Source organism: Streptomyces sp. NPDC044044 (genome assembly GCF_056434405.1).
In genome coordinates this window covers 23664-38395 of record NZ_JBWKFG010000016.1, presented here as the reverse complement: position 1 = coordinate 38395, position 14732 = coordinate 23664, and the positions used below count along the sequence as shown (strand labels likewise).

Genomic DNA, 14732 nt, shown 5'->3' with positions numbered 1-14732 from the left:
AGACACGATGAGCGAAGGCGCGGACATCATCGGGGCGGGCAACACGGCGCTGACCCACCGCTGGCAGGGCGTCATGATGGACAACTTCGGCACGCCCCGGCTGCCCCTGGTCCGCGGCCGTGGCACCCGGGTCTGGGATGCGGAGGGCAACGCGTACCTCGACTTCGTCGGCGGTATCGCGGTCAACTCACTCGGCCACGCCCACCCCGCGGTCGTACGGGCCGTCGCCGAGCAGATCGGCTCGCTCGGCCACGTGTCGAATCTGTTCATCGCCGAACCGACCGTGCGTCTCGCCGAGCGCCTGCTGCAGCTCGCCGGGCGCGAGGGCCGGGTGTACTTCTCCAACTCGGGGGCCGAGGCCAACGAGGCGGCCTTCAAGATCGGCAGGCTCACCGGCCGGACCCACATGGTGGCCGCCACCGGCGGCTTTCACGGCCGGACCATGGGGGCTCTCGCCCTCACCGGCCAGCCCGACAAGCAGCGCCCCTTCCACCCGCTGCCGGGCGATGTCAGCCACGTACCGTACGGCGATGCGGAGGCCCTGCGTGCCGCCGTCACGCCGCGGACCGCGCTGCTGATCCTGGAGCCGGTGCAGGGTGAGAGCGGCGTGGTCGTGCCCCCGTCCGGCTACCTCCGAGCAGCGCGCGAGATCACCTCGGCGACCGGCACCCTCCTCGTCCTCGACGAGATCCAGACCGGCATCGGGCGCACGGGCCGCTGGTTCGCGGCGCAGGCGGAAGGCGTCGAGGCGGACGTGGTCACCCTGGCCAAGGGCCTGGGCGGCGGTCTGCCCATCGGGGCGACGCTCGCCTTCGGCCCGGCGGCGCGACTGCTCACCCCCGGCACCCATGGCTCCACCTTCAGCGGAAACCCCGTGGTGTGCGCGGCCGCGCTCGCCGTACTGGACACCATCGAGCGGGCGGGCCTCCTGGACCACGTGACCCATGCGGGGCAGCGGCTGCGGCGCGGCCTGGAGAACCTGGGCCACCCACTGGTGCGCGAAGTCCGCGGCGCCGGGCTGCTGTTGGGGGTGGTGCTCAACGAGAAGGTCGCGGCGCGCGTGCAGCAGGCGGCCCAGGACAACGGTCTCCTGGTGAACGCGGTGGCACCGGACGTCATCCGGCTCGCCCCGCCGCTGACCGTGTCGGACCACGAGGCGGACACCTTCGTCGACGGTTTCCGGGCAGTCCTGTCCGAGGTGTCCGGCGAAGTGTTCACGGCGGTCTGAACACCACCGCTCATGTGCGCCCTTCCCCGCGGAGCCGAACCGCCGGCACGTCACGGCAGCCGGCTCATCAGACCCGCCGTCTCACGCTTGTACGTGCACGCGCTCTCCCCGAAGGACTTGCGCACCCGGTCGCGCACCTCGCCCGGCTGCTCCTGGCTGAGCTTGAACATGCCCTCGGCGCCGGTCACCTTGAGCCGGAAGGCCCCCACGGCGGGCGCGATCTTGCGGAAGTAGCCGAGGGATTCGCTCATGTCCCAGCCGTCGCCGAAGGAACCCTCGAAGGCGCGCACCGTGGACTGCACCACCTCCAGCGTCTCCTCCAGCTCGTCTATCTTCTCCACCACGCCCCGGACATGCACCGCCGTGAAGTTCCAGGTCGGTGCGGCCGGAGTCACCTCGTACACCGTGGGCGACACATAGGAATGCGGGCCGGTGAACGTCAGCAGCAGCACACTGCCCGTCTCGAGGGCCGCCCAGTGCGGGTTCGCCCGGTTCATGTGCCCGAGCAGCGTGGCGCCGGGCAGCTCGCCGGTCCAGTCGGCGGATGTCTCGGGGTCGAAGATGACCGGCAGGTGTGTGGCGAAGGGGCCGTTCTTGGGGCATCCGTTGGCCACCGCGAGCGCCAGGGGATTACCTCGGATCAGGTCCACCATCCACGAACTGTCCGATTCTCGATAGAAGCTCGGCACGAACATCCTGAATCACCTTTCGGCAGTCGGAAAATCCGCGCCGAGCATACTTCCGCCTCCCTGGACAGCACCTCGAGAAGCTCTCGAACGGTCTTCATGCCGTATTCGAGCTGTCTTTAAGCGGTCTTGGACAGAATCCGGAGCAACACTGCAGAACGGTCTCTCGGAACAACAGCCGAGTTTTCCAGACGCAAGCGGGAGAAACTTCAATGGGTATAACGGGTAGCAGCGAAGAGATCTACGACGTGGTCGGTATCGGGTTCGGCCCGTCCAACCTGTCACTCGCGATCGCCTTGGAGGAGCACGGGGCGAGCGATCCGCAGAATCCGGTCAGGTCCCACTTCTTCGAGCGGCAGCCCACGTTCGGCTGGCACCGGAACATGCTGCTGCCGTCGACGACCATGCAGATCTCGTTCCTCAAGGACCTGGCCACCTACCGGGACCCGATGTCCCGGTTCAGCTTCGTCTCGTATCTGCACGCCTCGAACCGGCTGGTGCAGTTCGTGAACAACCAGGACTTCTTCCCGACCCGGCAGGAATTCCACCAGTACCTGGAATGGGCGGCCTCCGGCCTCAGCGACCGGGTCAGCTACGGCACCGAGGTCACCTCGATCCGGCCCGTCACCGACCGGTCCGATGCCCAGGTACCCGACCTCCTGGAGATCGAGGTCCGCGGCAGCGACGGCACCACCCGCACGGTCACCACACGCAACGTGGTCATCTCCACAGGCCTGGTGCCGCGCCTGCCGGAAGGCGTCACCTCCGACGAACGGGTATGGCACAGCTCGGAGTTCCTGAGCAAGTTCAACGCACGCTCCCCGCAGGACCTCAAGAACGTGGCCGTGGTGGGCGCCGGCCAGAGCGCCGCCGAGATCACCCGGTTCTTCTACGATTCGCTGCCGCACGCCCACGTCTCCGCGGTCATCCCCTCCTACGGCTACTCCATCGCCGACGACACACCCTTCGCCAACCAGATCTTCGACCCCGACGCGGTCGACGACTACTACTTCGGCTCCCAGCAGGCGAAGGACGCGTTCTGGCGCTACCACCGCAACACCAACTACGGGGTCGTCGACTCCGACGTCATCCGGGCCCTGCACCAGCGCTCCTACGACGAACAGGTCCAAGGCCACCAGCGCCTGCACTTCCGCAACCTCACCCGAGTCGCCAAAGTCAAGAACGCCGCCGACGGGACACAGGTGGTCCTGCGCTCAGTCCTCGACGACTCGACGGAGGAACTGACCCTCGACGCCCTGGTCTTCGCCACCGGCTACGACAGCCTCGACCCCGCCCACCTCCTGGGCGACTTCGACCAGCACTTCCAGCGCGACACGACCGGAAAACACCAGGTGGAACGCGACTACCGCCTCGTCTCCGCATCGGAACTCAACTGCGGCGTCTATCTCCAGGGCGGCACCGAGCACACCCACGGCCTGACGTCCGCCCTGCTGTCGAACATCGCCATACGCGGCGGCGAAATCGCCGACTCCATCATGATGCGTCGCGCCGAACGGGAGCTGGACCGTGCCTCCTCCGCGGGAGTCGCCCACTGAGGGCTTTCCCGCTCACCGCCCCCTCCACAGAAGGAGTCGTGACTATGAGCGCCAACTGCCCGGTCGGCGGCTTGGTCCACCGTCGTGCGAGGTTCTCATGACGGACGACGTGCCCCCGGTGCCTGACAACGTGCTCGCGGCCCTCGCCAGGGCCGAGGCCGTCGACGAAGCCCTGCCGTGGCCGGACCGCCACCAGGGCCGGACGGTCGTCGTCAAGCTGGGCGGGCACGCCATGGTCGACGATGACCTGACGGCGGCGTTCGCCCGGGACATCGTTCTCCTGCGCCAGGCCGGGCTGCGGCCCGTGGTCGTGCACGGAGGAGGCCCTCAGATAGACGCCGAGCTCGCGCGGCGCGGTCTGGAGCGCGAGTTCAGGGGCGGGCTGCGCGTCACCTCTCCGGAGGCGATGGACGTGGTGCGCATGGTCCTCGCCGGCCAGGTGCAGCGCGAACTGGTCGGACTCATCAACCGCTACAGCCCGCTCGCCGTCGGCATGACCGGTGAGGACGCCAACACCCTCACCGCGAGGCGGTGCGTGCCGTGGATCGACGGGGAGCCGGTGGACATCGGCCGGGTCGGTGAGATCACCGGCGTCAGCACCGGTGCCTTGGACAGTCTCCTCGCGGACGGCCGGATCCCGGTGGTCTCGCCGCTGGCCCGCAGCGCCGAGGACGGCCTGGTCCACAACGTCAACGCCGACACCGTGGCGGCGGCGCTCGCGACGGCGCTGCGCGCCGAGACGCTCGTCATGATGACGGACGTCGCGGGCCTGTACGCGGGCTGGCCGCACAGCCAGGAGGTCATCCCCCGGCTCACGGCCGGCGAGCTGGAGAAGCTGCTGCCGGAGCTGAGCGACGGCATGGTGCCCAAGATGACCGGATGCCTGCACGCCGTGCGGAGCGGCGTGGGCGCGGCCCGGGTGATCGACGGACGGATCCCGCACTCGGTCCTCCTGGAGATGTTCACCGACGAGGGAGTCGGCACGGTGATCGTGCCGGACCCGGATGAGAGGGAGTCAACATCCTTGTCTTTCAGGGGAGTTGAGCCATGTCAGGCAGCGGAGACCAGCCGCGCGTTCGCGGCGGTCGAGACGTAGGGAGCCGTGTTGTGGAGGGCCGGGACCTGGAGCGTGGGTGTGGAGGTCTTCAGGATTGCCTGCTGCAGGCGGCTCAGCTCCGGTGAGGGCTCGAGTCCCAGGTCGCGTACGAGTGCCTGACGCAGCCGCTGATACACACTCAGCGCCTCACCGCGACGGCCCGAGCGGTAGAGGGCCAGCATGAACTGGCCGTGCAGGTTCTCATGCGTGCGATGCCGGCTCACCAACACCGTCAGCTCACCCAGCAGCTCACGGTGGCGGCCAAGCCGCAGGTCCGCCTCGATGCGCTGATTCAACGCACACAACCGCGTCTCCTCCAGCCGGCGCACCTCCACCTCCAACTGCACACCCGCCCGCACGTCCGCCAGCGCCGAACCACTCCACAGCGCCAGGGCCTCACCCAGCAACCGGGCCGCCCCCGCGAAGTCCTCGCCGTCCATCGCCCGATAGCCCATCCCCGCGAGCCGCTCGAACTCCACCACGTCACTCTTGCCGCCACCACCCCGCAGCACATACCCGCCCGGAGCCGTCGCCAGCACGTCCTTCGCCGACACACTCCCGCCCTGCTCCAGCGCCGCACCGATCAACTCACGCAACTGCAGGATGTACGTCTGCAACGTCGTCCGCGCCGACCGCGGCGGACGCTCCCCCCACAACTCCTCGACCAGCAACCCCACCGGCACCACACGATCCACATGCAACGCCAGCAGCGCCAGCACCTTCCGGGGCTTGGGCGCCGTAGGCATCACAGCAGCCCCGCCCACCCGCACACCCAACGGACCCAGAACTTCAATATCCATCACGCTCATCACGCCAATCCCCTGTTCGTCAGGCCGCGAGAACCAAACCAGACTCCCTGTTTTGAAAGACTGCCACGCCGACCTCAAGCGCTCCTAGAGAGATTCAGGAGCCCTTAGCGAGGGTGTATAGACCCTCAAATCACCACAACTCAGGCGGACTTCATTCGACAACCACCAGACCGAGTACCCCGTTTATCGCGCACCGACGTCACTCGCACCCCCGTGCAGGCCGCACCGAAAGATCGACCCACTCCAACGCCGCCAAAAACCGGCATCAAGGTCTGTAGTCCAAGGAGAGACAGGAAGAGGACACGTCAACGCGCCCGCCTGGTCGGGGAGGACGTCAGGCGGGCGCGGACGGGAGGTGGATGTGCACGGTCGACGCTAGGCGTGCAGCTGCCCCACGTCCCGTACGTCGTGCGGAACTTCGAGTTCAGGTGCAGCGGTGTTCGACTGCGCGGCGTACACCGCGACGAAGGCGGCAAGCCCCAGCACACCGCCGTCGGGGCCGAGGGCCGTGAGCGGCACGCTCCGGCCGAGCCCGCGTGACAGCGCCCGGTGCACCTTCAGCGAAGCGGCCAGCAGTTCGCCCGGCGGCCGGTGGGCGTGGTCCGCGTCCCCGCACGCCATCGCGAGCGCCTCGGCCCAGGCACGGGAGGCGATTTCGTCCCTGTGCTGGTACTGCGGTTCCGGCTTCGGTTCGCAGTTCGGCATGGCTGCCTCCTCGGCGTCTCGCTGCTCGAACGTGACGTGACGTGTCTACGTGCTCGTGGTGGTGTCCTGCTCGTACGTCGGTTCAGTGCCTGCGTGCGACGGCCGACGCGAGCCTGTGGGCCAGGTCGTCCGGTCCGGTGCCGGTCGCGTCGAGGACGACGGCGAGCGGCCGGTGGCCGTCCGCCGCCGCGAGGCGGGCGATGGCACAGGCGGCGGCGCCGTCACCGGAGAATCCGGCGAAGGCAAGGCCGCCGCGGGACGGGATGCGGGAGCCGAGCGCGTCGTACACGGCGTGTGCGGCCGCATCGGCCCGGGTGCCACCCGCCGGGACGGAAGCGAGCAGGAGCAGTCCCTCGGGCCCCGGGTAGGCGTGGGCGAGCTGGTCGTAGAAGGCGCGGGAGATGCCCGGTGCCTGCAGCAGGCCGACGGCGCCCGCGTCCGCGTGGGCCGGTTGGCGCAGCACGGCCGGCAGGGGGCCGCTCTGCGCGGGTTCGGCCTGCACCGGACCGACGGCGCCCTCGCCCATGTGGGTCAGCAGGGCGAGGACCTGGCCGAGGGTGGTGTGCTGCCCGGATCCGCGCGGCAGTTCGCGCAGCAACAGCGCGGCATGGGCGAGGAGTTCGGTGATCTCCTGAAGCCGCATCTGGTCGTAGGAGGCGGTGAGGACCAGGCAGCCGCTCCTGTCGTGGTGGGCGATCAGTGTGACGGGGAAGGCGGTGCGGGCGCCCAGGGTCTGCGGCGGCTCCACCTGAACACCGGCCGCGGCGAGGTCGGCCTCCAGCTCGGGCATGACACGCGGCGGTGCCTCGAAGGTGAGCAGGGTGTCGGCGGGCGGGCGCGGGCCGCCGGTCCAGGCGTGGATCTGGCTCGCCGAAACCCATTCGTACGCCGCCTGGTTGAGGCAGCGGTCGCGCAGGTCGGCGATCAGCTGGGGCACCGTGGCATCGGGGTCGACGAGCACGCACTGCGGCAGCGGCCCGGCCAGGGCGCCGGGGGTGCGCTCCACCCCCTCGAAGAGGACGCTCCGGCCGGCGGCCGTGGTGGCGTAGCGCACCTGTGCGGGCCCCACGGCCCGCCCGGCGCGGTACAGCAGCAGCGCCCACACGGCCTGCAGGGCGATGGACTCGCCGCCGCCCCAGGTGGCGGCCCAGTTGGCGAGCGCCGTGGTCTCCTCCTTGGTCAGGCGGAGCCTCGAGCGGCCCTCGGCGCGGCTGCCGGTGTCGGTGAAGAGCGGCGGTACGGGTGCAGCGTCACCGGTGTCGGCGCTGGTGAAGAAGTCCTGGGCGGCCGCGGTGTCCTGCGCCGCGAGCCAGGTCACGTAGTCGGTCATGTCGGGCCTTCGCTCCCCGCCGGGCAGTGCCCCGTCGGCGAGATAGGCACGGTAGAACTCGCGGACCAGGAGCCGGACGGACCAGCTGTCGAGCAGCGCGTGGTGGTAGGTGAGCAGCACACGGGCGGGCGTCGAGGGAGCGGAGCTCGCCTGCCCGCCGCCGAGCAGGGTGATGCGCAGCGGGGCCGGGCGGCGCGGGTCGATGCCGCGGCGCCGGTCGGCCTCGACGAGGGAGTGCCACTCGGCGGTGCCGCACGGCAACCGTACGACCTCCGGTTCGGCCTGGTCGTGCACGACCAGGCCGGGCTCCGGCTGGTCGTCGAACGTGGTGCGCAGCACGGACTCGTTGGCGAACACCGAGTTCCAGGCGGCCGTGAACCGCGCCACGTCGAGGGGCCCGTGCCAGTCCCAGGCCGCCTGTTCGACCTGGCGGCCCGGATCGGGGTGGGTGTCGGCGTCCGCCAGGAGGTCGCGCTGCAGCGGCGTCGCGGGCAGGCAGCGGCTCATGAAGGAGCCGCGGCCTGCGTGGGTGAGCAGGTCGGCGAAGGCGCCCAGGGGGAATGCGCACTGCTCGTCGTCCGCGCCGTCGGTGAAGCGCAGGGTGTGCTGACCGGGACCCCGGCTCTCCAGGTCGGCGGTCCAGGCGGGTGCGTCCGGATAGCAGGTGGCGATGCTGTCGAGCGCGGCCTCGATGTGGGTGCTCTCGATCGGCCCGTGCAGTTCGAGTACGGGCAGCGCACTGTGGCCGAGCTCCACGACGACGGTGATCGGCTCACCCTGCGGCAGACGTGCGAAGCGGCTAGTGGTCATCGGCAGTCGGGGCACGCGCCGACGAAGCCCCCTCCCCCCTCCTCAAGAGGCGCTGTCCAAGCATGCAGGGGCCAGCGACAAACCACTGACACGGTCCTGACATACGGCTCGACCTGCCCGCACGTCCGGGCGAAGGGCGCTCTGCGGCCGGTGCCTTGCGGCGGTGCGGGGTGGTGCCGGAGGCCCGGGGGGCCCCGGGCCGCTCCAGGAAATCCACACTCGGTACGGACCGTCTCTGAAGCCGGATTCAAGCGACCTTCGAATACTCCTCGACCACTCCCACCGACGGTGGAGACCAGCCCAGCCGATCCGTCCTCGATTGCCCAAGGAGACTGCGATGTCTGAGACATCCGAGATGTCCGGTGAGCGTGTGCACCGCCTGCGGCACTCGGTCGAGGTGGCCGCGCCGCCCGGAGCGGTCTTCGCCCTGCTCTCGGACACCGCGCGCAGGACGCTGTACAGCCCGCACACCCTGCACGTCGAGCGCCTCGACTTCGACGGGGTCCGCGAGCGCCTGCGCGTATGGGAGAGCGTGGGCGGCCGGATCAGGTCCTCGATCCAGACGCGGGTGCGGCATCCGCACGAGCGGCGTATCGAGTTCGTACAGCTGGGGCACGCGGCGCCTATCGCGTCGATGAGCGGCGAATGGACCGTCGAGGACCGCGTGGGCGGGGGCAGTGTGGTGACGGTGCGGCACGCGTTCACCGTCGTGGGCGACCGGGACGACGACGCGGCCGCGGAGGGCCTGGCCACCGGGGACAACGCCAGGGCGGAGCTGGAGAGCCTGCGCCGGGTCGCCGAGAGCCGGGCCGGCGTCGACGACCTGGTGCTGTCCTTCGAGGATTCGGTACGGGTGAACGGGCCCGGGGAGCTGCTCTACGACTTCCTGTACCGGGCCGCGGACTGGCCCGGCCTCCTGCCGCACATGCCGCGCCTCCAGCTCACCGAGCCCTCTCCCGGGGTACAGATCCTGGACTACGACGTCCTGCTGCCCGCAGGAGCGGTGCGCACGGCGGGTTCGGTCCGGCTGTGTTTCCCGCACGCGGGGCGGATCGTCTTCACGCAGACCGCTCCGTCCGCGCCGGTGGCCGCGCACACCGGGGAGTGGTCGGTGCTGCCCGACGAGTTCGGGGTGCGCGTGAGCGTCCAGCACTCGGTGCTGCTCGACGAGACCGCGGTGAGGGCTCTTGCCGCATCGGAGCAGTCGTCCACGGGGCCGGCATCCCGCGCGCCGTCCGCGATGGAGCTGGCCCGCCACCGGGTGCGGCAGGCCATCGGGCGTACGTCGCTCGCGACCCTCCAACTGGCCAAGGAGCACGCGGAGTCGGGGGTGGTGACACTGCCGCGGCGGGCCGTGGCGCCCGCGGCCTCGCTGCCGTAGCCGGAAAGCAGGCGCGGGCCTGATTGGCTCAGGTGCCGGCGAGTTCCTCGATCACCGGGGCGAAGACGTCCATCACGCCGTCCAGGACCACGATGTAGGAGATGCCGAACCGCTCCCGCTGCTCGCGCAGCTGCTCGGCGATCTGCTTGACGGTGCCGAAGAGCATCACCGGCAGGGTCAGGCGGTCCTCCTGCGACACCTCGGGGTGAATCTTGGGCAGCCGGCGGGCCGTCGCGTGCCGGTCGTCGGTGACCTCCACGAAGTGCACAAGGAGGTTGCGCTCGGCGGGCACGGCCCGGTGGGCAGCGAACCCTTCGTAGGCGGCCACACGCTCGTCGAGCTGACCGGGCGTCAGGGCCCGCAGGATTCCGTTCTCGTAACCGGCGGTCGCGGTGAACGCCGCGATGTCGGCGTGCTCGGCCATCAGACGCAGCAGCCGGTCGCCGTTGCCGCCGATCAGCAGCGGCGGCCGTGGGCCTTGCCGCGCCTGCGGCGTATGCGCCGGATCGGTCAGCAGCCGCTCCAGTTCATCCACCGTGTGCCGCAGTACACGGACCCGGCCGCCGGGCGAGGGGAACTCCAGCCGCGCCCGCTTGTGTTCCGCCTCCGCGTAGCCGGCGCCCAGGCCGAGTTCCACGCGGCCGCCGGTGAGCTCGTCGGTGGTGGCCACCTCGCGCGCAAGGAGCGCCGGATTCCAGAAACCGGCGTTCAGGACGAAGGTGCCGATCCGGGGCCGCTCGGTGACGGCCGCCGCCGCGACCATCGCCGGGAAGGGCGCGGCCATTCCCAGATGGTCGGGGACCAGGATGACGTCGTAACCGAGTCGCTCGGCCCGGCGGCACTTGTCCCGCCACTCCGCGCCACCCGCCAGCTTCATCATGTTCACGCCGAATCGAAACGGCCTGGTCATGCCCTTCCCCCCTGCCTGCCTGCCGAAAGACACGCGACGGCCGTGCCGCCGCGGCGACTCTACCCCGCGGCCGCACGCGTCAACGGGCCCTGGCCGGCGCCATCTTGGGCGGGCAGAGGCTTGGCCGCCGGGATGTCAGGCGGCGTAGCGGTCGAAGGTCGAGGTGCGCCGCGCACCCGCCACCACGTCGAGCTCGGGGTCGACGGTGAGCATCATCTGGTGCACACGCTGGAGTTGCGGCGAAGGCTCCACGCCGAGCTCGTCGATGAGCCGCGCGCGCAGCCTGCGGTACACGTCCAGTGCCGTCGCCTGCCGTCCGGAGCGGTACAGGGCGACCATCGCCTGCGAGTGCAGCCCCTCGTGCTGCGGGTGCCGCGCGATCAGGTCGGTCAGCTCGGCGATGAGTTCGCTGTGCCGGCCCAGGCGCAGGTCGGCGTCGATGCGCCGTTCGACGGTGACCAGGCGGGACTCGTTGAGCCGCATGATCTCTATGGAGAGGATCGAGCCCGCTCGTACGTCGACCAGGGCCGCCCCGTTCCACATGTCGAGGGCACCTCTGAGCAGCGTGGAGGCCTGAACGTCCTCGCCCTCCTCGAAGGCCCGCCGGCCGTCCGCGACGAGCTGCTCGTAGCGGTGCAGGTCGACGGAGTCGGCCGGGATCTGCAGGACGTATCCGCCGTGCCGGGTGGCGAGGATCTCCTTGGCGTTGCCGGGAGAGTCGGGCCCCATGGCGGTTCCGAGTCGGCGCCGGAGCTGAAGGACGTACGTCTGCAGCGTGGTCAGGGCGCTCTGCGGCATCTCGGTGCCCCACAGCTCCTCCATGAGCGTGGCCACCGGAATGATGCGGCTCGGGTAGAACGCGAAGAGGGCTAGGAGCTGACGTGGCTTGCTCGCGGTGGGCACGATCGAGACACCGTTGACGTCGGCGCTCAGTGGCCCCAAAACCTGAATCTTCACGGTTTCCTCCCGTACGCCATCGAGTGACGGCCGTGCCGTTGACCCATCGAGTGGCGGTCTTGGTCCCTGGCACGCTAGACCTGGTTTCGGCCGTCCCCCACATTGCTGGACCCGCCCTCAAGCAGCGCTGTACAGGCGGCGGGCGGGAGGGTGTACGGCGCGCCTTGAGAGTGTGTGCAGCGCGGTTCGAAGCCCACTCGCGCCCAGGCCCGCGCAGCCGGGAGGCGACTATCGTCCGAACTCCCTGTCCCCGTGCCCGGGATCCTGGTCATCGGGCCGGACGCCGGAGTGCCTCGTCGATGGAGTCGCCATGCAGAAGGCGAAAGAGCCGGAGCTGCGCCTGTTCGTGTTCCACCACTCCGGTGGTTCGCATCTGATGTACCGCGACTGGCCACCCTGCTTCCCGGCCGACTGGGAGGTGCAGACCCCCGACGCGCCGGGCCGCGGCCCGAGCGACCGGCGTATCCCGCTGAACGACGCGGGGGCGCTGGTCGAGCACTTCCTGCACGAGCTCGGCCCCCGGCTCGTCGGCCGCTTCGCGTTCTTCGGGCACAGCATGGGCGGACTGATCGCGTACGAACTGACCCGCCGGCTCGTCGAGGCGGGCCGCACACCGCCGGTCTGGCTCGGTGTGTCCGCGCACGATGCGTTGCGCCCCGACGGCAACGGTAAGGGCCGGCATCTGCTGTCCGACGCGGAACTGCGCCGGGAACTCGCCGAAATGGGCGGCACCTCGTCCTCGGTCCTCGCCCACGAGGAGCTGTGGGAGCTGTTCGCGCCGGTCATCCGCGCGGACCTGCGCATCAGCGAGACCTGGCGCACGAAGCCACTGACCGCGCCGCTGCCGGTTCCGCTCTCCGTCTACGGCGGCACCCGGGACGAGGTGGCGCCACCGCCCAGCCTGGAGGACTGGCGCACCACCTCCGCGCACTTCATGGGCACGCGTCTGTTCGACGGCGACCACTTCTACTTCCGGGACCGGCTCCCGGAGGTCGCCGGGCGGATCCAGGACGACGTGCACCGCGCCCTGCTCCTGGCCCGGGAGCCGTCCACGGTGTCGCGATGACCGTGCTCGACCTCGCCGCACCGGCGCCGGTGCGCGGCGGGGCGACCGAGTTCCGGCTGCTGGGACCGCTGGCCGTGCATGACGGGGTGGGCGGGGCGGGCATCGTGCCCTCCGGGCCCAAGCAGCGGGCTCTGCTCGCCACCCTGGTCATCCACGCGGGCGAACTCATGCCCGTGGACCGGCTGGTGGAGGAGCTGTGGGGCGACCGGCCCCCGTCCAACGCGCCCAATGCCCTTCAGGCCCATGTCGCCAGGCTGCGCAGGCTGCTGCCGTTTCCAGGCCATGAATGGATCAGGACGCTGCCCGCCGGATACCTGCTGAGGCTGGGCCAGGCCTCGACCGACGTGGCCCGCTTCACCCGGCTGTCCGGGCAGGGCAGGGCCGCGGTCCCGGACGATCCCCGCTACGCGACCGAACTCCTGGGCCGGGCCCTGGCGTTGTGGCAGGGCCCGGCCCTGCAGGACAGCCGCCACGGGCCCCTCTGCTCGGCCGAGGCGGACCGTCTGGAGGAGCAGCGCCTCACCACCCTGGAGGCCCTGTACGAGGCGAGCCTGGGGTGCGGCAGATATACGGGGATCACCTCGGACCTGGAGCGTCTGACGGCCGACCATCCCCTGCGTGAGCGCTTCTACGATCTGCTGATGGTCGCCCTGTACCGGGGCGGCCGGCAGGCGGAGGCACTCAGCGTCTACGAACGGGCGCGCCGCAATCTGGTCACCACCCTCGGCATAGAACCGGGCCCGCCCCTGCGTGCCCGCATGGAGGCGATCCTCAATCACTCCCCCGCGCTGGCGGGGTCGCGGCCCCGGACGGCGGACCTGTCGGCGGAGGTGGCGCGGCTGCGGGCGCGGGTCGAGCAACTGGTGCTGGACCAGGAGGACTTGCTGCGAAGAGTTCAGGGAGAGCGGGCGAGCCGGTAACCGGGCGGCGCCTGGCCCTGCCGCGGGCTGCACGCATGGCGCGCCCGTAGCCGCGCAGCAAGGCGCCCCACCCACCCGAAGCCTGCGTCAGGCCGTTCGGGAACGGGCGGGGCGGTTACTGCTCGAAGGGAGCGGCCGCGTTGAAGGGAGCGGCCGCGGAACGCGGCCACTATCCGGCTCGGACGAGACGATCCCGTGCACCACTGCTGACGGCCTCGGGCCGTGCGGTGTGAGGGGCGGGCTCGGAGGACTTCAGGATGGCCCCCTGCAGGCGGCGGAGTTCGGTGGAGGGCTCAAGCCCCTGCTCGCCGACCAGTACCTGACGCAGCCGCTGATACACGCTCAACGCCTCGCCGCGGCGGCCCGAGCGGTAGAGGGCCAGCATGAACTGGCCGTGCAGGTTCTCGTGCGTGCGGTACCGGCTCACCAACACCGTCAGCTCACCCAGGAGTTCACGGTGCCGGCCCAGGCGCAGATCCGCCTCGATCCGCTGATAGAGCGCACACAGCCGGGTCTCCTCCAGCCGCCGGACCTCCATCTCCAGCTGCGTACCCGCCGTCACATCCGCCAGCGCCGGCCCACCCCACAGGGCAAGGCCCTCCCGCAGATACCGGGCAGCACCCGCGAAGTCCTCCGCGTCCATCGCCCGATAGCCCAGGCCCGCGAGACGCTCGAACTCACGCACGTCACTGGCACCACCGCCGCCCCGCAGCAGATAGCCCCCGGGAGCCGTCACGAGCACGTCCTTCGCCGACAGCGGCGCACCACCGTCCGCCGACGACGCATGACCGCCGCGTTCGAGAGCCGCACCGATCAACTCACGCAGCTGCAGGATGTACGTCTGCAACGTCGTCCGCGCCGACCGCGGCGGACGCTCCCCCCACAGTTCCTCCACCAGCACCGCGACCGGCACCACCCGGTCCACGTGCAGAGCCAGCAACGCCAGGACCTTCCGCGGCTTCGGAGCTGTAGGCATCACAGCAAACCCGTCCACCTTCACACCCAACGGACCCAGAACATCGATATCCACGCCGTCTCCCCAGTTCGTGTGTGGCCTGTATCCCGGGCTGTCCGGTGCCACCAGTAAAAAACCAGCAACCCGGTTTGTCAATACCAGACCGGTCGCGCTGTTTTCATAACCTCCCCCCTGTTCCTTGAGCGCACCTACAGCCTTGATGGACTGAGCCACGAACGGCGCAAACCCCCTCGTCACAGACGTACGAGAGGGTTTGCGTAGTGAGTCCACGGCTGCCGTCCGGCAGTCCTCAAGGGGGTCAA

Annotated in this window: 13 protein-coding genes; 6 read left to right on the top strand and 7 right to left on the bottom strand. The window is 70.3% G+C overall.

All coding sequences use genetic code 11. The features are described from left to right. The first annotated feature begins 7 nt into the window (after positions 1-7). Positions 8-1228, top strand: coding sequence for an acetylornithine transaminase (locus AC07AG_RS41235; RefSeq protein WP_478762127.1), 1221 nt, complete (start codon positions 8-10; stop codon positions 1226-1228). Positions 1229-1278: 50 nt separating this feature from the next. On the opposite strand, the gene AC07AG_RS41230 is transcribed toward AC07AG_RS41235, so the two are convergent. After that, positions 1279-1923, bottom strand: coding sequence for an FMN-binding negative transcriptional regulator (locus AC07AG_RS41230; RefSeq protein WP_478762126.1), 645 nt, complete (start codon positions 1921-1923; stop codon positions 1279-1281). A gap of 203 nt (positions 1924-2126) precedes the next feature. Here AC07AG_RS41230 and AC07AG_RS41225 point away from each other — a divergent pair, with 203 nt between their 5' ends. Then, complete coding sequence (locus AC07AG_RS41225; RefSeq protein ID WP_478762125.1) at positions 2127-3470, top strand: lysine N(6)-hydroxylase/L-ornithine N(5)-oxygenase family protein; 1344 nt, start codon at positions 2127-2129, stop codon at positions 3468-3470. A 97-nt stretch (positions 3471-3567) separates the two neighbouring features. Then, positions 3568-4566, top strand: coding sequence for an acetylglutamate kinase (argB, locus tag AC07AG_RS41220; RefSeq protein ID WP_478762123.1), 999 nt, complete (start codon positions 3568-3570; stop codon positions 4564-4566). Here the strand turns inward: argB and AC07AG_RS41215 are convergent. From AC07AG_RS41215 to AC07AG_RS41205, 3 genes are all read right to left on the bottom strand, one after another. Further along, on the bottom strand, positions 4521-5366 hold the full coding sequence (locus AC07AG_RS41215) for an AfsR/SARP family transcriptional regulator (RefSeq protein WP_478762187.1): 846 nt from the start codon (positions 5364-5366) through the stop codon (positions 4521-4523). The genes argB and AC07AG_RS41215 overlap by 46 nt on opposite strands. A 384-nt stretch (positions 5367-5750) precedes the next feature. After that, complete coding sequence (locus tag AC07AG_RS41210) at positions 5751-6080, bottom strand: hypothetical protein (protein ID WP_478762122.1); 330 nt, start codon at positions 6078-6080, stop codon at positions 5751-5753. Positions 6081-6162: 82 nt separating this feature from the next. Beyond that, positions 6163-8220, bottom strand: coding sequence for a condensation domain-containing protein (locus AC07AG_RS41205; RefSeq protein ID WP_478762120.1), 2058 nt, complete (start codon positions 8218-8220; stop codon positions 6163-6165). A gap of 337 nt (positions 8221-8557) precedes the next feature. On the opposite strand from AC07AG_RS41205, the gene AC07AG_RS41200 reads away from it, so the two are divergent. Beyond that, complete coding sequence (locus AC07AG_RS41200; RefSeq protein ID WP_478762118.1) at positions 8558-9601, top strand: aromatase/cyclase; 1044 nt, start codon at positions 8558-8560, stop codon at positions 9599-9601. 28 nt (positions 9602-9629) lie between these two features. Here AC07AG_RS41200 and AC07AG_RS41195 read toward each other — a convergent pair whose 3' ends face one another. Together AC07AG_RS41195 and AC07AG_RS41190 are read right to left on the bottom strand one after the other, a co-directional pair. After that, complete coding sequence (locus AC07AG_RS41195; protein ID WP_478762116.1) at positions 9630-10511, bottom strand: TIGR03621 family F420-dependent LLM class oxidoreductase; 882 nt, start codon at positions 10509-10511, stop codon at positions 9630-9632. Between the two features lie 135 nt (positions 10512-10646). Next, on the bottom strand, positions 10647-11468 hold the full coding sequence (locus tag AC07AG_RS41190) for an AfsR/SARP family transcriptional regulator (RefSeq protein WP_478762115.1): 822 nt from the start codon (positions 11466-11468) through the stop codon (positions 10647-10649). A gap of 310 nt (positions 11469-11778) precedes the next feature. Between AC07AG_RS41190 and AC07AG_RS41185 the strand changes: the two genes are divergently transcribed. Next, complete coding sequence (locus AC07AG_RS41185) at positions 11779-12534, top strand: thioesterase II family protein (RefSeq protein ID WP_478762113.1); 756 nt, start codon at positions 11779-11781, stop codon at positions 12532-12534. Then, the gene (locus AC07AG_RS41180; RefSeq protein ID WP_478762111.1) at positions 12531-13454 is read left to right on the top strand and encodes an AfsR/SARP family transcriptional regulator; all 924 of its coding nucleotides are present in this window, start codon (positions 12531-12533) and stop codon (positions 13452-13454) included. Before AC07AG_RS41185 ends, AC07AG_RS41180 begins: the two co-directional genes overlap by 4 nt. Positions 13455-13623: 169 nt before the next feature. On the opposite strand, the gene AC07AG_RS41175 is transcribed toward AC07AG_RS41180, so the two are convergent. Then, positions 13624-14484, bottom strand: coding sequence for an AfsR/SARP family transcriptional regulator (locus AC07AG_RS41175; RefSeq protein ID WP_478762185.1), 861 nt, complete (start codon positions 14482-14484; stop codon positions 13624-13626). Between the last annotated feature and the right edge of the window lie 248 nt (positions 14485-14732).